14 protein-coding genes and 1 tRNA gene are annotated in these 18,208 nt (G+C 48.4%); 10 read left to right on the top strand and 5 right to left on the bottom strand.

Going from position 1 to position 18,208, the window contains the following annotated elements; translation table 11 throughout:
* On the top strand, positions 1-3,489 hold the full coding sequence (locus tag E1919_RS22845) for a hypothetical protein (RefSeq protein ID WP_162055729.1): 3,489 nt from the start codon (positions 1-3) through the stop codon (positions 3,487-3,489).
* 270 nt (positions 3,490-3,759) lie between these two features.
* Here the strand turns inward: E1919_RS22845 and rfaD are convergent, their stop codons facing one another.
* Complete coding sequence (gene rfaD / locus E1919_RS22840; RefSeq protein ID WP_162055728.1) at positions 3,760-4,725, bottom strand: ADP-glyceromanno-heptose 6-epimerase; 966 nt, start codon at positions 4,723-4,725, stop codon at positions 3,760-3,762.
* A gap of 98 nt (positions 4,726-4,823) precedes the next feature.
* Between rfaD and E1919_RS22835 the strand changes: the two genes are divergently transcribed.
* The 5 genes from E1919_RS22835 (at position 4,824) to E1919_RS27960 (ending at position 8,638) form a co-directional block, all read left to right on the top strand.
* A complete protein-coding gene (locus E1919_RS22835; protein ID WP_237144803.1) occupies positions 4,824-5,729 on the top strand; it encodes an ABC transporter substrate-binding protein in 906 nt (301 codons plus the stop codon).
* Positions 5,726-6,733: a FecCD family ABC transporter permease gene (locus E1919_RS22830; RefSeq protein WP_162055726.1), complete on the top strand. Its 1,008-nt coding sequence runs from the start codon at positions 5,726-5,728 to the stop codon at positions 6,731-6,733. The genes E1919_RS22835 and E1919_RS22830 overlap by 4 nt, the downstream gene beginning before the upstream one ends.
* Positions 6,734-7,156, top strand: coding sequence for a 6-pyruvoyl trahydropterin synthase family protein (locus E1919_RS22825; RefSeq protein WP_162055725.1), 423 nt, complete (start codon positions 6,734-6,736; stop codon positions 7,154-7,156).
* A gap of 83 nt (positions 7,157-7,239) precedes the next feature.
* A complete protein-coding gene (gene lpxB, locus E1919_RS22820) occupies positions 7,240-8,367 on the top strand; it encodes a lipid-A-disaccharide synthase (protein WP_162055724.1) in 1,128 nt (375 codons plus the stop codon).
* Between the two features lie 142 nt (positions 8,368-8,509).
* On the top strand, positions 8,510-8,638 hold the full coding sequence (locus E1919_RS27960; protein ID WP_262888755.1) for a hypothetical protein: 129 nt from the start codon (positions 8,510-8,512) through the stop codon (positions 8,636-8,638).
* 146 nt (positions 8,639-8,784) lie between these two features.
* Here E1919_RS27960 and clpX read toward each other — a convergent pair whose 3' ends face one another.
* The 4 genes from clpX to E1919_RS22800 all read right to left on the bottom strand — a co-directional run bounded on the left by clpX (position 8,785) and on the right by E1919_RS22800 (position 12,628).
* A complete protein-coding gene (gene clpX, locus E1919_RS22815; RefSeq protein WP_162055723.1) occupies positions 8,785-10,008 on the bottom strand; it encodes an ATP-dependent Clp protease ATP-binding subunit ClpX in 1,224 nt (407 codons plus the stop codon).
* A 352-nt stretch (positions 10,009-10,360) separates the two neighbouring features.
* Complete coding sequence (locus E1919_RS22810) at positions 10,361-11,059, bottom strand: ClpP family protease (protein WP_162055722.1); 699 nt, start codon at positions 11,057-11,059, stop codon at positions 10,361-10,363.
* 86 nt (positions 11,060-11,145) lie between these two features.
* Positions 11,146-12,471, bottom strand: a complete 1,326-nt coding sequence (gene tig, locus E1919_RS22805) for a trigger factor (RefSeq protein WP_162055721.1) — start codon at positions 12,469-12,471, stop codon at positions 11,146-11,148.
* A gap of 75 nt (positions 12,472-12,546) precedes the next feature.
* Positions 12,547-12,628 (bottom strand) — tRNA-Leu (locus E1919_RS22800).
* A 250-nt stretch (positions 12,629-12,878) separates the two neighbouring features.
* Here E1919_RS22800 and E1919_RS22795 point away from each other — a divergent pair.
* From E1919_RS22795 to E1919_RS22780, 4 genes are read left to right on the top strand one after another with little or no spacing between them, the layout of a single operon-like run.
* The gene (locus tag E1919_RS22795) at positions 12,879-15,074 is read left to right on the top strand and encodes a RelA/SpoT family protein (protein ID WP_162055720.1); all 2,196 of its coding nucleotides are present in this window, start codon (positions 12,879-12,881) and stop codon (positions 15,072-15,074) included.
* A 23-nt stretch (positions 15,075-15,097) separates the two neighbouring features.
* A complete protein-coding gene (locus E1919_RS22790; RefSeq protein ID WP_162055719.1) occupies positions 15,098-15,598 on the top strand; it encodes a Fur family transcriptional regulator in 501 nt (166 codons plus the stop codon).
* Positions 15,570-15,920, top strand: a complete 351-nt coding sequence (locus tag E1919_RS22785; protein ID WP_162055718.1) for an STAS domain-containing protein — start codon at positions 15,570-15,572, stop codon at positions 15,918-15,920. Before E1919_RS22790 ends, E1919_RS22785 begins: the two co-directional genes overlap by 29 nt.
* A gap of 8 nt (positions 15,921-15,928) precedes the next feature.
* The gene (locus E1919_RS22780) at positions 15,929-17,212 is read left to right on the top strand and encodes an adenylosuccinate synthase (RefSeq protein ID WP_162055717.1); all 1,284 of its coding nucleotides are present in this window, start codon (positions 15,929-15,931) and stop codon (positions 17,210-17,212) included.
* Positions 17,213-18,208 lie beyond the last annotated feature (996 nt).

Here is an 18,208-nt window from a genome sequence, read left to right as displayed (position 1 = left end):
ATGAGCAGGGGAGGGGTTTATATCATGTTGCTCTTGTTCGGGCTGAGCTGGCCGCTGCTGGCACAGTCGCCTGTGAACAACCAGCGCTGCCGCTGGATGCCCCTCACCGACATGCCGCAACAACTCGACTCACTTACGCTGGACCCCGCCTCCGTTACCTTTTCCCATCCTAAGAAGGAGGCGTTTTCCTTTGACTACAACTACAGCCAGAACGAGTTTACCCTCACCCGTTTCCCGGCTCCTGACTCTGTGGCAATAGATACACTCGGCACCATGCAGGCCCTGCGCGATTCTGTGCTGGTCTGTTTCCGGGTAATGCCCCTGAACCTCACGAAGCCAGCCTTTAAGCGCGATATCTCTAAGCTGGAAATGAGTTCTTTCCAGGACCGTTTTTACCAGGAGGAGATTGCCACCAAGGAAGAGATTTTCAAAACACCGGGGCTGAATAAGACAGGAAGCATCTCGCGGGGAATTTCCTTTGGAAACACACAGAATGTGTTTGTGAACTCCGCCCTGAACCTGCAGCTGGACGGCAAGCTCACAGAAGATATTAGCATCACAGCCGCCATCACGGACCAGAACATTCCTTTTCAGCCGGAGGGGAATACGCAGCAGCTGCAGGAGTTTGACAAAGTATACATCACCCTGAAGCACCGGCTCTGGCAGCTGACTGCCGGAGATGTGGTGCTGCAAAACAAGCCCTCTTACTTTCTGCAGTTCTACAAGAACGTGCAGGGCGGTGCTTTTGAGACAAAGTTTGGCAGCAGGCCAGGGCGGGAAGGCGTGACCACAGTAGCAGCCTCTATGGCGAAGGGTAAGTTTGCCTCCCAAAACCTCCAGCCGCAGGAGGGGGTGCTGGGACCTTACAGGCTGCGGGGCCCGAATAACGAGCGCTTCATCATTGTGCTGGCCAACTCGGAGCGGGTGTTTCTGGATGGCAGGCTGCTGGTGCGCGGCTATGACTATGATTATGTGATTGACTACAATCAGGCGGAAATCACCTTCACCACCCGCCACGTTATCACGAAGAATACACGCGTGAAAGTAGATTTTGAGTATTTTGACCAGAACTATAGCCGGGGCATCTACCACCTCAACCATTACCAGAACCTGGGCAAGCTAAAGGTATACGGCAACTACTACAACGAATCTGATAACCCAAACAACCTCATCAACCTGAACCTGCAGAACGAGGAGAAGCGCCTGCTGTCCAGCATCGGCGATAGCTTGAACTTAGCAGTTAGCACCGGCGCCGACAGCGTTGCCTTCGACCCGACAGCAGTACTGTATGCAAAGCGCGATACTATTTACAATAATGGGGAAACCGCAGCCTCCATTTTCGTCTATTCTAATTCCCCTGATTCTGCCTTTTATAATGTGAGCTTTACAGAAGTTGGCTTGAATAACGGAGACTATGTGCTGGCGAACAGTGCCGTTAACGGGCGCATGTACCGTTGGGTGGCACCTGTAGATGGAAGGCCGCAGGGAAGCTATGCGCCGCTGCGGGTGCTGCCTACGCCTAAAAAGAAGCAGCTGATGACGCTGGGCGGTAGCTATGAGTTGCAGAAGGGTGTAAGCGTTTTTATGGAAGGCGCGGCCTCTGAAAACGACAGCAACCGCTTCTCTGCTATAGACTCGGAGGATGACCAGGGAAAAGCGGTGCGGGTAGGATACGTTGTGCAGGACAAGGAAGTGCCGATGCTGGGCAGGTATAAGCTGAACAGCACCCTGAACTACGAACACACCGACCAGAACTTCGCGCCCATAGACCGCTATCGCCCTATTGAGTTTGACCGCGACTGGAGTTTACTTACTACTGATAAGGCCGAAGACCATATCCTCAACTTTTCAGTAGGGGCAACCCAGGATGTGGCGAACCTGTTCAACTACCGCATCAGCAGGCGTTACCGGGAGGCGCAGCTGGATGGGGTGCAGCATTACGTGGATGTACTTAAAACGCTGGGGAAAGTGGTGCTGCGCAACCACCTGTTCATGCTGAACAGCACACAGGGCCAGCGGCAATCCGAGTGGTATCGTGGCGATTTGGGAGCGAAATATAGGCTGGGCAAAGTAACACCTGGCTATGTCTACCGCTTCGATAAAAACAGGTTGACTTCCCTGGAGACAGATTCTGTTGTCGGCTCTGCCATGTATTTTGAGGAGCACCTGGTGTATGTAGAGAGCGGCGACTCTGCCAGCACAAAGTTCCGGCTGGACTATAGTCACCGCACCGACAAGCGCCCCACCGGAGCTGGTACCATGGGGCAACCCGAAGTGGGGCAGACATACAATGCCATCATGCAAACACGTTTGGGCGCAGAAAACGACTTAGCCCTACAAGCTACCTACCGCAAACTAAAAGTAGTGACAGGCGATGATGAGGAAACAGTACAGTCGCGGGTAGATTGGAATGCGGGTTTTTTAGACGGAAGCTTTCGGTCGGAGCTAAGTTACGCTACGGGTACAGGCCGTGAGCTGCGGCGCATCTATATTTTTCAGGAGACGCTGCCGGGTCAGGGAACCCACTACCTGCGGGATGGTGCAAATCCAAATAACCTGAATGATTACCTAGAGGCCCAGACATTAGACCAGCGGCGCTACATCAAGATATTCCTGCCAACCGACGAGTATATCAACGCCTATACCAACCGCTTCACCTACCGCCTCACCAGTACCACCCCCCGCAGTTGGAAAACAGAGAAAGGCCTGAAAGGGCAAATGTCTCGCTTCTCCATGCTCACGTTCGTCAGCATCGACAAGAAAACAACCGACGAAGACCTGAAGCAGCGTTTCAACCCCTTCGCGGATGACATAGCCGACCAGTTTCTTATTTCGCTGGTGAAGGCGATGCGGCATACAGTATATTTTAACCGCAGTAATCCGTTGTATGGTATGGAATACACGGTGCAGCAAAATCAGCAAAAATCGCTGTTAACGAACGGCTCCGAAACCCGCAATGTGAGTAGCCAGCTATTGACCGGGCGCCTGAACCTGAATGAGGTGCTTAGCTCCCAGCTTATCCTGGGGCTAAATGTACGGGAAAACAAGTCGAACTTTCTTGTTTCTAAAAACTTCAGGATCGAGAGCCGGGAGGCTTCTCCGGAGCTGTCTTACCAACCTAACACGCGGCTGCGTATTACGGGCAAATACCAGTACGCGCTACGGGATGATGCGCTGGCCTCAGCGGAGGCAGAGCAGCAGGGGCTATTCCACGAGTTCGGTGTGGAAACCAGACTCAGCCAAGTGAGCAAGCGCACCTTTACAGGTAACCTCAGGTATGTGAACATTAATTTTTTAGGAGATGAATTCTCCTACGTTGGATATGAAATCCTGAACGCTTTGCGTCCCGGCAACAACATGACCTGGTCCCTGAACCTGCAGCAGCGCCTGAGCAATGGCCTCAACATCTCCCTCAACTATGACGGCCGCAAAGCAAACGGTATAGGTGCGGTACATACAGGAAGAACGCAGGTGTCAGTGCTGTTTTAGATTAATCAAGCTTTCCCCCGGCGTCTACGCTATCATGCCATTCCGCCATTTCATGCCATTGTTAGTGTTTTCACCGATAATCTATTAGCCGCTGTTATCGTGCTGTGCTGTTTGTGAGAACATCAGCAGCGGCAAAGGGCTTCATCTTCTGCTGTTCAGCCTATACCCGCAGTAAAAAACTAAGCCCACTTACGCAATGCGAGTGGGCTTTATGTATAAGCAGCTAAATTATAAAGCACATTTATAATTTAGCATTTATAATTCTTAATTCTAGTAAAACTTTCCAGGAATCAGGTAGTGCTGCACGTAATCCTTCACGCCCTCTTCCAGGGTATAAAAAGACTTATCATACCCAATAGAGCGTAGTTTGCTCATGTTGGCCTCCGTGAAGTACTGGTAATTATCGCGGATGTTTTCCGGCGTGTCCATGAAATCAATGTTTACCTCTGCGCCCATGGCGTCGAAGGTGTTCAGGGCCAGTGACATAAACGTGCGAGCCTTGCCGGAACCGAGGTTGTAGATGCCGGAGTTCTTGCGGTGGTGCATCAGGAACAGGCATACATCCACCACATCCTTCACATATATAAAGTCCCGCATCTGCTCACCGTCAGCATAATTTGGGTTGTGTGAGCGGAACAGCGCAAGTCTCTCTTTCTCCCTAATCTGATTATAAGCATGGTAAATGACAGAGGCCATTCTTTCTTTGTGGTACTCGTTCGGACCATACACATTAAAGAACTTGAGGCCAGCCCAGAAGAAAGGCTTCGCTGTTTGCTCCAGGGCCCATATATCAAAGTCGTTCTTCGATTCGCCGTAAGGGTTCAGTGGCTTCAGCAAAGGAATAATCGACTCATCGTCGTCGTAACCCAAGGCGCCGGCTCCGTAGGTGGCTGCAGAAGAAGCATACACCAGCGGAATCTGGTATTCGCAGCAGGCATTCCATACTTTTTTGGAGTAGTCCAGGTTCAGGAGGTCAAACACATCTTTGTTGAACTCTGTTGTATCGGTGCGGGCACCCAGGTGGAAAATGAACTCTACCTCTTCGTAGTTTTCGTCCAGCCATTCAAAAAAGCCGTCGCGGTCTACGAACTCTTTTATCTTTTTGCCCTGGAGGTTTCGCTCTTTTTTGGAGACAGAAAAATTGTCTACCACTACGATATGGTTAAAATTAGCCTGGTTCAGCCTGCTGACAAGGCAGCTGGCAATAAAGCCTGCGGCGCCGGTTACTACGATCATATTTCAGTTTTTAAACCTCTAACGAAATTTCGGTTAAATTTACGAAAATAAATGGAGCCAACTTGATGTATACAGGCGGCATAATCAAAATCAGGAGTTTGAAACAGAAGCAAAACGGAAGCTTGCATTATAAATTTGAATGGCTGCTGTGCCTTTGCCTGCTACTGGCGCTGCCAGCCTGTAACCAACCAGAGCAAGAAACGCAAAAGCAACTGGTGCTGGAAGACGACCTGGGGCGTGAGGTTAGGCTGAATGGACAGCCAAAACGCGTCATGGCACTGGCCACGTCTATGACGGAGATGCTGTTTGCTGTGCTCGATACCAGTACCATTGTTGGCCGCACCCAAAATGATGATTATCCTGCAGCCGCGCTTACAAAGCCAGTCGTGAACAACTATCCGGTGGATTATGAGCAGGTGCTGCGCCTGAAGCCGGATCTCATTTTTACTGTGGAGGGCATTACGCCCCCGGATGTGGCGGCACGGCTGGAGGAACTGGGCATACCGGTTTATTATCAGCGCTACGAAACGGTAGAGGATATTTTTACTGCGCTGGAGGACATAGGCCAGATGATGGGCAGAGAGGAGCAGGCAGAACATCTCGCTGATTCGCTGCGGGAGGAAGTGGCGCAGATAAGAGCACGCCATCAGAACCAGGCACAGCCCCTGCGTGTGCTGGGCCTGGCAGGTTACGACCCGATTTACGTGTATGGCCACAGCACCGCTATCACAGATAAACTGCGCATTTTAGGTGCTGAAAATGTAGTGGAGGAAACCTACGAGCCGCTGACAAGAGAGTATATTCTCAAAAGCAACCCGGATGTGGTGCTGGGCGGAACACCGCAGGAATTGGAGGAGAGCTTCTTCGGCATATACCCGGAACTTCGCAAAACAAATGCCTATCAGAACAGGCGGCTTTACGCCCCGACAACTAATTTGATGGCCCGGCCGTCCCCGCGCGTGGTTGAATCGATACGCGAACTGGAGGGGTTTCTATATCCATGAGCAGGGCGCTGTACTTTCTCATTGCCTTCTTTTTGATTCTGGTAGTTTTGGTGCTGGGGCTGCAGGTAGGTTCCTTTGAGTCTGATTTAGGTATCTTAACTGAGGCCTTGCTGCATTACAATCCCAATGACACTACGCATTTTGTGCTGGTCCATCTGCGCCTGCCGCGCCTGCTTCTGGCATTGGTGGTGGGGGCTTCGCTTGCTTTGGCAGGTTACCTGATGCAGGCGATGGTGAACAACGGCCTGGCCGATCCTTATTTATTAGGGACTGCCTCCGGAGCGTCTTTAGGAGCTATCATCGTGTTTTTCGGTTTTGTGCCGATAACATTGGCAGGTATTTATATGCCACCCATTTTTGCGCTGGCAGGTGCTTTTCTGGTGACGCTGGTGGTGGTGATGCTGGGCTACCGGAAACGGCAGCTCATTCCGTCGCAGTTGCTGCTGGCGGGTATTGCTATTAGTGCCTTGGGGACTTCCATTGTGGGTTTGCTTACTTTTCTGTCTGATTCCGAAAGTAAATTAAGAACGGTGATTTTCTGGTCGATGGGGAGTTTTGAGCGCGCCAGTTGGGCGATGCTGCCTTATCCCGCCGTGGCACTGCTGCTGGCTTTGCTATTGTTCATAAATTACCAGAAGCACCTGAACATTCTGTTGCTGGGGGAGGAGCGGGCGCAGGCGCTGGGGGTGCAGGTAGCGCGCACGCGGTGGGTGATTTTAGTTACGGTATCCGTCGTCACAGGCTTTGCCGTGGCTACCTCCGGACCTATCGGCTTTGTAGGTTTGATTATTCCGCATGTTACCCGTGGGCTGATGGGAACCACCGGCCGTTCAAACCTGCTCTTCTGCGCTTTTGTGGGTGGCTTCTTCATGCTGCTATGCGATTTGCTGTCGCGTTTGCTCTATCCGCCTGCAGGTTTGCCGATTGGAATCATTACTTCGTTCTTTGGTGTTCCTTTCTTTGTATATTTGCTACTCAGAAAGAATTACAATTTTAAAGGTTAGATGATTTACGTAAGCAGGTTAGAGCACTTCAACGCAGCACACAAGCTGCACAACCCGAACTGGTCGCTGGCGAAGAACAAGGAGGTTTTCGGGCCATGTGCAAATACCAACTGGCATGGGCATAACTATGAGTTAATCGTGACCGTGAAAGGAAAACCTGATCCGGACACAGGCTTTGTAATTGACCTTAAGAAACTCAGCACCCTCATCCGTACCCACATCATCGAAAAGGTGGATCACAAGAACCTGAACCTCGATGTGGCTTTTATGGAGGATAAGCTTGCCAGCACAGAGAACCTGATCGTGGAGTTCTGGAAAATCCTGGAGCCCCGCATTCTCGATATCTCAGATAAAAATGCACAGCTACACAGCCTGAAGCTTTACGAAACCCCGCGCAATTACGTAGAGTATTTCGGCGAGTAAAAGAGTTTGAAGCCGGCGGTATGATACATACCTGCCTGCTATCCTTCCGTACCTGTACGGTAGCCTAAACAGAAACAAACTGCATGAAATATTACATTATAGCCGGGGAGCGCTCCGGTGACTTACACGCATCCAACCTCATCAAGCAACTGCGGAAACAAGACCCGGAGGCGCAGATAAGAGGCTGGGGCGGCGATATGATGCAGCAGGCTGGTATGGACCTGGTGCATCACTATCAGGAAATGGCTTTTATGGGCTTTGCAGAGGTGCTGAAGAGTTTGCCTAAGATCCTGGGCTTTCTGAATGAGTGCAAAGCTGACATAAAAGCTTACCAACCTGATGTGGTGATACTGGTGGACTACGCGGGCTTTAACATGCGCATTGCCAAGTTTGCCAGGGCAAGGGGACTGAAGGTGTATTATTATATATCCCCCAAAATCTGGGCATGGAACCAGGGCCGCGTGCATAAAATCAAAAAAGTGGTGGACCGCATGTTCGTGATCATGCCCTTTGAAGAAGACTTTTACGCCCGGTTCGACTATAAAGTAGATTATGTAGGCAACCCGGTGAATGACTCCGTAACAGATCATGTGCGCACACCTGATTTCAGAACCAGAAACAGGCTTTACAACAACAAACCTATCATTGCCATACTACCAGGTAGCCGCAAACAGGAAATAGAAGGTATGTTGCATGTCATGCTGAGCGTGCTGCCGTCTTTCCGGGATTACCAGTTTGTAGTGGCAGGCGTTTCCAACTTTTCCAAGGCTTACTACGAGCAATACAATAAAGATCCTAACATTAAGGTTATTTACGACCAGACCTATGATTTGCTTGCGCATGCACAGGCGGCACTGGTAACATCGGGTACGGCTACCTTGGAAACGGCGCTTTTTGGCGTGCCGCAGGTAGTTTGCTACCGCACCAGCGCAATTTCTTATTCTATCGCTAAAATGGTGATTAAAGTGCCCTACATCTCGCTGGTTAACCTAATTGCAGACAAGCCTGTTGTCACCGAACTGATTCAGGATGATTTTACACCAAAGAAAATCATCGCCGAACTCAAGAACGTGCTTTTCGACAAACACTTCATCAGAAAACAGGAAGAGGGGTATATCCTGGTGCGCCAGAAGATAGGTAATTTCAGGACAGCAGAACGGGCAGCACAACTGATGGTAAAGTACCTGCAGGCGGAGCAACAGCCGGGGTAAGTAAGCCGATGTCAGACATCCCCAATTACGACTTCATACATACCAGTCAGCAAGAGCTTATACAACTTGATACCAGTAGGGAACCGTATAGGATATAGGCAGCTTTATAGGTTGCTAATGTTCCACCACATATACGAAAACTATGAAATCTATCATGATTGCCTTAGGGCTTACCGGTATAGTGATTGCTGTCCTGTTGATTGGCACTGCTTCCTCCGTTGATGACAACCTTTTGGATGGTAGCTCAGACAGACCAGAACCGCTTTTCTGAGCAAAGATTTGATGATGTATTTAAGCCTTTCCAGCTTTTACAGTAGCGAACACAGTATATAAACGAGAAGAGGTAGTCATAACAGGCTACCTCTTCTCGTTTATATACTGTGTTCGATCGCTGAAGGCAATTGCTAGCTTTCCGGCTTATGCGACTTTGAGTTGTTTCAGGCTCGATTTCTCAAATTTCTCTCGGGCGTATTTTCCTGTAATCATAAGTTCTTTTGTGCCTTCTTCTGATGGCAGTTCGAACATGGCATCTGTCATGATGCCTTCGCAGATGGAGCGCAAGCCACGGGCTCCGAGCTTATACTCTGCCGCTTTTTCTACGATATACTCCAGGGCACTTTCATCAAAAGAAAGCACGATGTCTTCCATCTCGAACAGGCGCTTGTACTGTTTCACAATAGAGTTCTTCGGCTCAATCAGTATCAGGCGCAGGGTTTCTTTGTCTAATGGGTCAAGGTGTGTCAGCACCGGCAGGCGGCCAATGAGCTCTGGTATCAGGCCAAAGCTTTTCAGGTCCTGTGCTGTGAGGTATTTCAGGAAGTTTTCGCTTTCCTCTTCATCATCTTGCTTCGATTTGGAGAAGCCGATAGGGCGGGTGTTAAGGCGAGTTTTAATCAGTCTGTCGATGCCAACAAAGGCGCCACCGCAAATAAACAGGATGTTCTCTGTGTTGACGGTGATCATTTTCTGCTCCGGGTGCTTACGGCCTCCCTGTGGCGGCACGTTGACAGAGGTTCCTTCCAGCAGTTTCAGCAGTGCCTGCTGTACTCCCTCGCCGCTCACATCGCGTGTAATAGAAGGGTTATCACTTTTGCGGGCAATCTTATCAATTTCATCTATATATACAATGCCACGCTCGGCAGACTCTACATTATAGTCAGCAGCCTGCAGCAGGCGCGTCAGGATGCTTTCTACGTCTTCGCCCACATAACCGGCTTCTGTTAGTACGGTAGCATCGGCAATGCAGAAAGGCACCTGCAGGATACCGGCCATCATACGCGCCAGGTAGGTTTTACCTGTGCCTGTTTCGCCCACCATAATGATGTTCGATTTCTCAATGACTACATCCTGATTCTCGGTAGGTTGCATCAGGCGCTTGTAATGGTTGTACACAGCCACCGACATCACCTTCTTTGCCTCATCCTGCCCTACAACAAACTGGTCAAGATATCCCTTCATTTCTTTCGGCTTCATCAGGTTGAACTTTGGAGTACGGCTGTTGGCGCGTATTTTATTTTCCTCGTTCAGGATCTGCTGTGCCTGTCCGATACAACGGTCGCAAATGTGCGCGTTGATACCAGATATCATCACCGATACATCTTTCTTGTTTTTGCCGCAAAATGAGCAAGTAATTTCTGCCATAAGAACCAGTTGATTCACTTTAATCCAGCCTTGAATGTCAGGGCCTGTAGCAAAGGTACAAAATTGAAAATTTATAAGGGCACAATTTTTTTTTCATAAATGTTACGAAAGCATTAAAATACCTTCATAGATTTCAAGATGCATATTTTTATATTATTACATAAATAACTGTTTATTAATTAATTAAGTGTAATATGTTTCCACATTTTTATGTTGATAAATATTTTAATATTATGAGATTTTAATAAGAAAAGGTGCAGGAAAGTCTGCATAAAACAGGGCAAGAGAGGAAAAGAAAAACCCACTCCGATATCCGAAGTGGGTTCTGTTCAATTTTAAATTGGGATAGTACTTATGCTTTCTTGCGCACCAATACTTCGTCAATCAATCCATACTCCTTGGCTTCATCTGCTTTCATCCAGTAGTCGCGGTCAGAGTTGTCATACACTTCCTGGTAAGATTTACCGGAGTGGGATGCCAGAATCTCATAAAGCTCTTTCTTCAGCTTCATGATTTCGCGGGCTGTAATCTCGATGTCAGAAGCCTGGCCTTGGGCACCACCCATTGGCTGGTGAATCATAACACGGGCATGCGGCAGGGCAGAACGCTTGTTGGCGGCACCGCCTGCCAGTAACACAGCTCCCATAGAGGCAGCCAGGCCTGTGCAGATAGTAGCCACATCCGGGTTCACATACTGCATGGTGTCATATATACCCAAGCCGGCATACACCGAACCACCCGGGCTGTTGATATACAGCAGGATGTCTTTCTTTGCGTCTGCCGACTCTAAGAAAAGCAGCTGCGCTGTGATGATGTTGGCAATAAAGTCATCTACCTGTGTGCCGAGGAAAATAATGCGGTCCATGATCAGACGGGAGAATACGTCAATCTCACGGAAGTTTGTAGGGCGTTCCTCAATCACGGAGCGTGTCATGCTTTCGATAGTATGCATGGCTCTGCCCTCCACATGGTTGATGTATTGGTCTACGCCCAGGCCGCTCATGCCCTGGCCTTTTACGGCAAATTTCCGGAACTCGTCTTTGTTAAACATATCTTGTTTAGGTTTACGGTTTATTCAAAAATGAAAAAGGTCCTCTAAAAAAAGGACCTTTTTGCTAATATAGTTTTTTCGTTCGGTTATTCAAACGAATTGTTTTTGAAGTCCTCTGCGGTAATTGTCTTCTCTACAACAGTTACCTGCTCTTTAAGTTTAGCGAGCACCTTCTCAGCCAGCAATTGCTCGTACTCCTGAATGTAGTTACGGCCGTTGTCCTGCTGCAGGTATTCGTTAGCATATTTATTCATGCTCTCCACCAACTCTTCAGGTATCTCTGGCATATTAAACTGGGCAAGCATTTTTTCTTTTGTAGCGTTCACTACTTCTTCGTTGCTTACTTTCAACTCATTCTCCTCTACCACCTTATTTTTGATCATCGACCACTTCAACTCACGCAGGTACTTGTCGAAGTTCTCTTCTATCTGCTCCTGCGTTAGTTTGCCTTCGTTTGTTACCAATAGCCAACGCTTGAAGAACTCTGTTGGAAGTTCTACTTCTACGTTATCTGTCAGGGAATCGATGATGTTGCGATACAACAGGTTGTCGGCCTCACGCTCGTAGTTCTCCTTGATGGTTTCGCGGATCTTTTCGTGATACTCTTCTTCTGTTGTTACTTCGTCTTTACCGAAAAGCTTATCAAAAAGTTCCTGGTTCAGCTCAGCCTCCTCCGTACGGTTGATTTTATCTACTGTAATCTCAAACTCACCGTTCAGGTTCGCCACGTCATCCTTGCTCAGGCCTGTTACGTGTGCCAGTGCCGCGTTGTCGTCGCCGAAAGCCTTGCGGATATCGAAGCGAATTATGTCGCCTTCCTTTACACCTACAAACTGCTCCTGTCCTTCTACCACACGGTTTGTCGGGATAAGTGTTTTAGACAGAAACTCGCCTTCCACAGCTTTTAACTCACCGGAGATAAAATCGCCTTGCTCAGAAGTCTCAGGGTTAACTGTTTTGCCGAACTGGCGCTTCAAGTTAGTATATGCTTCGTCAAGTGTCTTTTCGTCCACTTCAATGGTGTAACCCTCTACGCTCTTATCCAGCGGAAGGTTGAAGTCAGGAAGCAGGCCTACTGCATAGGTAAACTCAAACTCTTTCTGCGTATCCCAGTCAATCTGATCCTGGCTTGGCTCCGGAAGCGGCTCGCCCAGAAGCTTTACATCGTTTTCACGGATGTATTTAGAGATCTCTTCTTGTAAAGTCTTGTTGATTTGCTCTACCAGGATGCTCTTGCCATACATTTTCTTTACAAGCCCTGCAGGCACTTTACCAGGTCTGAAGCCCTTAATTTGGGCTTTCTTGCTGTATTCTTTTACCTGCTGGTCTACCTTCGGAGCGTAGTCGGCCTCTTCCAGTACCACCTTCAGTTGTGCGTTGGTGCTGTCGGTTTGGTTTAATGTAATATTCAAGGCTTATAAGTTTTAATTTTTGAAATATCTACTAAAAACAAACCCCCAACATGGCTGTTGAGGGTTTGAGTTTTGTGCGGATGGAGGGACTCGAACCCCCATGCCTCGCAGCGCTAGATCCTAAGTCTAGTGCGTCTACCAATTTCGCCACATCCGCTTGATTGTGCTTGTTTGTAATAGTGGTGCAAAGTTACTAGCTGAATTTTTAAATGCAATACCTGACATAAAATTTTCTTAAAAATTTTTAACTTACGTATCCCCTGCCTTCACTGCGGCAGGTTATTGATTGCATTTTATATTCAGCTATATTTGAACAAATAAAGCAGCCATAGTATTGTATAAATAATATACAGGAGGTAAATGTGCTCTTTTAGAGTATTAATTTATTTGCTCCCATACTTTTTAACATGAACGATCCAGAAGCAGAACGCAAGGAGATCTTAAGACATTATAGAAGATTACTTCGGTATGCCAAGCCTTTCCTGAAGGACAACGATGCCAAGATCATAAAGAAAGCATTTAATACCTCGCTGGAAGCGCATGGTGGCATGCGCCGCAAATCCGGGGAACCTTATATTTTACACCCGCTGGCGGTGGCACAGATCGCGGTAGAGGAAATCGGTCTCGGTACTACCTCTATTGTGGCGGCGCTGCTGCACGATGTGGTGGAGGATACTGAGATGGAGATTTCGGATGTGGAGCGGGAGTTTGGTCCCAGTGTGGCCAAAATCATAGAGGGGCTCACCAAAATATCAGGTGTGTTCGACTATGGTACCTCACAGCAGGCCGAGAACTTCCGTAAAATGCTGCTTACCCTGAGCGACGATGTGCGGGTAATCCTCATCAAACTGGCTGACCGCCTGCACAACATGCGCACCCTCGACAGCATGCCCCGCCACAAGCAACTCAAGATTGCTTCTGAAAGCATGTACCTGTACGCCCCGCTGGCGCACCGACTTGGCTTGTATACCTTTAAAATGGAGCTGGAGGACCTGTACCTCAAGTATACCGACACGGATACCTATAAGGACATCTCCAACAAAATCCGGCAGACGCGCAGTGCCCGTAACAAGTTTATAAAAGACTTTTTGCACCCCATAGAAGAGGAGTTGCGCAAGTATGGGTTCAAGTTCATGATCAAGGGCAGGCCGAAGTCTATTTACTCTATCCTGAAGAAAATAAAGAAGCAGAACATCACCTTTGATGAGATTTACGACCTCTTTGCTATCCGTATTATCCTGGATGTGCCTTTAGAGAATGAGAAAGCTGCCTGTTGGCAGGTATACTCTATCATTACAGACTTTTACCAGCCAAACCCTGACCGCCTGCGCGACTGGGTGAATACGCCGAAGGCAAATGGCTACGAGTCTTTGCATACCACGGTGATGAGCCGATCGGGACAATGGGTAGAAGTGCAGATCCGTACCAAGCGGATGGATGAAATTGCCGAGCGAGGCTATGCCGCCCACTGGAAGTATAAAACAGAGGGTGTCTCCTCCGGTGAGTCTGGCCTTGAGATGTGGATAAACAAGGTGCGTGATATGCTGGAAGGCAATAACTCCGACGCGCTTGAGTTCATGGATGAGTTCCGCAAGAACCTGTTTGTGGAGGAGGTGTTTGTTTTTACGCCAAAGGGAGAACTGATTATACTTCCGGATAAGGCAACAGCGCTTGACTTTGCTTTTGAAATTCACACGGACATCGGCTTGCAGTGCCTGGGTGCTAAGGTAAACCAGAAACTGGTGCCGCTGAGTTATAAGCTGAAGAACGGTGACCAGGTAGAGATCCTGACATCGCAGAAGCAGAAACCGAACGAGGAGTGGCTACAGTACGCCGTTACTTCCAAAGCACGTTCCCGGATTAAGGATGCCTTGCGTGAGGAGCGCAAAAGCAAGTCAGAGCTGGGCAGGGTGATGCTGGAGAGTCGCCTGGAACAACTGGAGATAGCGGACACACAAAGTAACATTAATAAGCTGCAGGCTTACTTCAACGTGCCCTCGGTGCAGGACTTATATTACAGAGTTGCCACCGGGTTCATAGATATAAAGAGCATTAAGGAGGTTATTTTTACGGCTACAGCCGAGAAGGGACCCTCTATGCTGGAGCCGAAGTCTTTTGATAAGGAAGTGCAGAAAATAAGGGGTATAAACTCCGACATGTTAGTGATAGGGGGGAACACCGCTAACATGGAGAATTATACGGCGGCCAAATGCTGCAACCCGATACCGGGCGACGATGTGTTTGGCTTCCAGACTGAAGACGGGGGCATCGAGATTCACCGCACAAACTGTACGCGGGGCATCGAACTAATGTCTAACTATGGTAACCGCATTATAAAAGCCAAGTGGACAGACCAGAAAGAACTTGCTTTCCTGGCGGGTATCCGTATCAAGGGAACAGACCGGGTGGGCCTGGTAAACGACCTAACGAAGGTTATCTCCACCAGCTTAAAAGTAAACATGCGTTCCATCACCATCGATTCCAACGATGGTATTTTTGAGGGGAACATCATGGTTTTCGTAAACGATACCGGCCACCTTGATATGCTGATGCAGCGCATGGGCAAAGTGAACGGAGTGCTCACCGTTGAGCGTTTCGATTAAGTGAGGCTATTATTAAAATACATATGGCATTAAATACAGTAAAGTTCGAAGAGGTAAAAAAAATCTTCACGGCATATTTAGAAAGCAAAGGCCTGCGTAAAACACCGGAGCGCTATGCTATCTTAGAAGAAATCTACTCCCGCGACGGGCATTTTGATGTGGAGTCGCTCTACATCAGCATGAAAAACAAGAATTACCGCGTTAGCCGCGCCACCGTATACAATACCCTGGATCTGCTGGTGGAGAACGACCTGGTGAGCAAGCATCAGTTTGGCCGTAACCTGGCACAGTACGAGAAATCGTACGGCTATCGGCAGCACGACCATGTGATTTGCACAGATTGCCACAAGGTGGTGGAGTTCTGCGATCCGCGTATCCATAATATACAGACCATGGTAGGGGACCTGCTAAATTTTCATATCTTGCATCATTCCCTTAACCTATACGGTATCTGCGGCGATTGCCGCGCCAAAAAAGCGACAGAGGAAAAGCAACATGAAGTATCAGACAGAGCTCAAAGATGACATTTTATTTGTTAGGCTGGAAGGAGACCTGATAGCCAGCCCGGATACGCAGCGGATGATCGACGACATAGATGGCGGGAAACCGCTTGTGTCGCTGCTCTGTGCCATCGACCTTTCCAATGTGCGCTTCATGGACAGTAGTGGTATGGGTGTATTGGTTTCGCTGCTCACCAAGTTCAGGAACCGTGGCGGGGAGTTGGTGCTCATCAAGCCATCCGACCACATCCGCAAGCTTTTAATTGTTACAAAGCTAAATGCGATTTTCACTATCGCAGAAAATGATAACTTTGCGGCGCAATTCTTAAAAGAATCAATTTATTAAATACTTAAATGGCAGTTGATATATTAATAGGTCTGCAGTGGGGCGACGAAGGAAAAGGAAAAATCGTTGACGTACTGGCTCCGACCTATGACATCGTAGCCCGTTTCCAGGGCGGTCCTAATGCAGGGCATACATTAGAGTTTGAAGGTACAAAGCACGTGCTGCACCAGATTCCTTCCGGTATCTTCCATTCGCATATTCAAAATATCATCGGTAATGGGGTGGTGCTGGATCCTATCGTGTTCCGCACCGAAATGCAGAAACTAACCGACAGAGGTGTAGACGCAGCGAAAAACCTGTTCATCTCTAAAAAAGCATCCCTTATCCTGCCATCTCATAGAGTGCTGGACAGAGTGTCAGAAGAAGCTTTGGGTAGCGGCAAAATTGGTTCTACCCTAAAAGGTATAGGGCCAACTTATCAGGATAAGATCGGCCGTGTTGGCTTACGCGTAGGAGATATTCTTTCAGATGATTTCCGGGAGTGCTACAACAAACTGGTGGAGCGCCACCGCAGCATTGTGGAGTTTTATGGGGAGAAGCTTGAAGTTGCGGAACAGGAGCAGGCTTTCTTTGAGGCTGTAGATTACCTGCGTACGCTGCAACTGGTGGATTCTGAGTATATGATCAACAACGCCATCCGGGAAGGGATGAAAATTTTAGCGGAAGGAGCACAGGGAGCTTTGCTGGATGTTGATTTCGGCACTTACCCCTTTGTGACTTCCTCAACTACGCTGGTGGCAGGTGCCTGCACTGGTTTAGGCGTAGCGCCACGGCATATCGGCGAAGTATACGGTATCTTCAAAGCCTATTGCACCCGCGTAGGCAGTGGTCCTTTCCCAACAGAGCTGTTAGATGAGGTAGGAGAGGAGATTCGCCAAGCTGGACGGGAGTTTGGGTCAACCACTGGCCGTCCCCGCCGTTGTGGTTGGGTAGACCTGCCAAGCCTGAAGTATTCTATCATGTTGAATGGCGTTACGCAGCTAAACATGATGAAAGCAGATGTACTGACAGAGTTTGAGACGATAAAAGTGTGTACGCATTATAGGCTGGCATCAGGGGAAGTAACAGATCAGGTGCCGCATACACTGGATACAGATAAGTTGGAGCCGATTTACGAGGAGCTTCCTGGGTGGAAAGTGGATCTGAATAAAATTGATGCTGTGGAAGAACTTCCAGAGCCATTCAAGAATTACCTGGCTTTCCTGGAAGAACATTTGCAGGTGCCAATTACTATTGTATCCGTAGGTCCGGATAGAAAAAGCACTTTAAAGCGTGACGCAGTAATAGCTTAAGGCGTAGAAAAAGCTTTATATAGAAAATAGAATAAGGCCTAGGCAGCAATGCCTAGGCCTTATTCTATTTAAAAAGTGTAACATCACAGGCCGGAAGGGCGTATAGAAATCTTCCGGCGCGGAGGTAGGGTAAGAGGTAAGACCTACAGAAATCTCTTGATAAGTGATGTTTCAAAAGCCTGTGAGGGTGTTATCCTCCAGTGCCTAAATTAGAGAAAGCAAAGGCAGCAGGTTGAATGAGCCAAAAATATTTATAAAATTTTTCCTCAAAGCCTCAGGAACTTAACTAGTCTGGCGTGGAAAAACAAGCGGTTTTTCAGCCTAGCCGCTTGCGGATAAAGGAAAGATTACTACTTTTGCATCCCCGTTCGGCAGGGACGGGAAAGAGAGAGGGTGAGAGGGCAGCGCAGAGAAATAAAACTTCACCAGCTGCTTGCAAAGCGGGAAAAGCTTCCTACCTTTGCATCCCGTTTCGGCAGGAGGCGGTCAGGAAGAGGGGTTGTTAACACAGGCCCCACGGACTAAAGAAGAAGGAGAGAAAGAAAAGAAAAACTTCTCTTCGGGCATTGCAAACAGCAAAACGTTTCGTACCTTTGCAACCCGCTTCAGAAGGAAGGGAAGGAAAAGATTGACAGGAAAATAAAAACAGCTTTTTCATTGCAAAGAGAGAAAAGGTTCTTACCTTTGCATCCGCTTCCGGAAACAAGGGCAACAGGCCCTGCGGAATTTACAGAAACACACCGGCATCGGATGGTGCCACAAGGAAAAGAAAGATGTTCTTTTCACACGTTCTTTGAGAGATTGATTGAGACAGAAAATTTAAGGTAAACCGCGCGGGTGATTGAGAAATCAGCTGCGTCAGCTCCTTTCCCTCACGGGGAAGGGGGTAATTTTAGGGAAGCCGGGGTCGGACGAACACATGAACAGCTTCGGCTGTTTGAAGTAATTCATTACAATGGAGAGTTTGATCCTGGCTCAGGATGAACGCTAGCGGCA

Source organism: Pontibacter pamirensis (assembly GCF_010015475.1).
Taxonomy (GTDB): Bacteria; Bacteroidota; Bacteroidia; order Cytophagales; family Hymenobacteraceae; genus Pontibacter; species Pontibacter pamirensis.
Note: the sequence above shows the minus strand (reverse complement) of the source record. Positions and strands in the feature narration are given on the sequence as shown.

Coding starts and splice junctions, on each gene's coding strand:
- E1919_RS22845 (WP_162055729.1), top strand. CDS start 1: ATGAGCAGGGGAGGGGTTTATATCATGTTGCTCTTGTTCGGGCTGAGC.
- rfaD (WP_162055728.1), bottom strand. CDS start 4,725: ATGATCGTAGTAACCGGCGCCGCAGGCTTTATTGCCAGCTGCCTTGTC.
- E1919_RS22830 (WP_162055726.1), top strand. CDS start 5,726: ATGAGCAGGGCGCTGTACTTTCTCATTGCCTTCTTTTTGATTCTGGTA.
- E1919_RS22825 (WP_162055725.1), top strand. CDS start 6,734: ATGATTTACGTAAGCAGGTTAGAGCACTTCAACGCAGCACACAAGCTG.
- lpxB (WP_162055724.1), top strand. CDS start 7,240: ATGAAATATTACATTATAGCCGGGGAGCGCTCCGGTGACTTACACGCA.
- E1919_RS27960 (WP_262888755.1), top strand. CDS start 8,510: ATGAAATCTATCATGATTGCCTTAGGGCTTACCGGTATAGTGATTGCT.
- clpX (WP_162055723.1), bottom strand. CDS start 10,008: ATGGCAGAAATTACTTGCTCATTTTGCGGCAAAAACAAGAAAGATGTA.
- E1919_RS22810 (WP_162055722.1), bottom strand. CDS start 11,059: ATGTTTAACAAAGACGAGTTCCGGAAATTTGCCGTAAAAGGCCAGGGC.
- E1919_RS22795 (WP_162055720.1), top strand. CDS start 12,879: ATGAACGATCCAGAAGCAGAACGCAAGGAGATCTTAAGACATTATAGA.
- E1919_RS22790 (WP_162055719.1), top strand. CDS start 15,098: ATGGCATTAAATACAGTAAAGTTCGAAGAGGTAAAAAAAATCTTCACG.
- E1919_RS22785 (WP_162055718.1), top strand. CDS start 15,570: ATGAAGTATCAGACAGAGCTCAAAGATGACATTTTATTTGTTAGGCTG.
- E1919_RS22780 (WP_162055717.1), top strand. CDS start 15,929: ATGGCAGTTGATATATTAATAGGTCTGCAGTGGGGCGACGAAGGAAAA.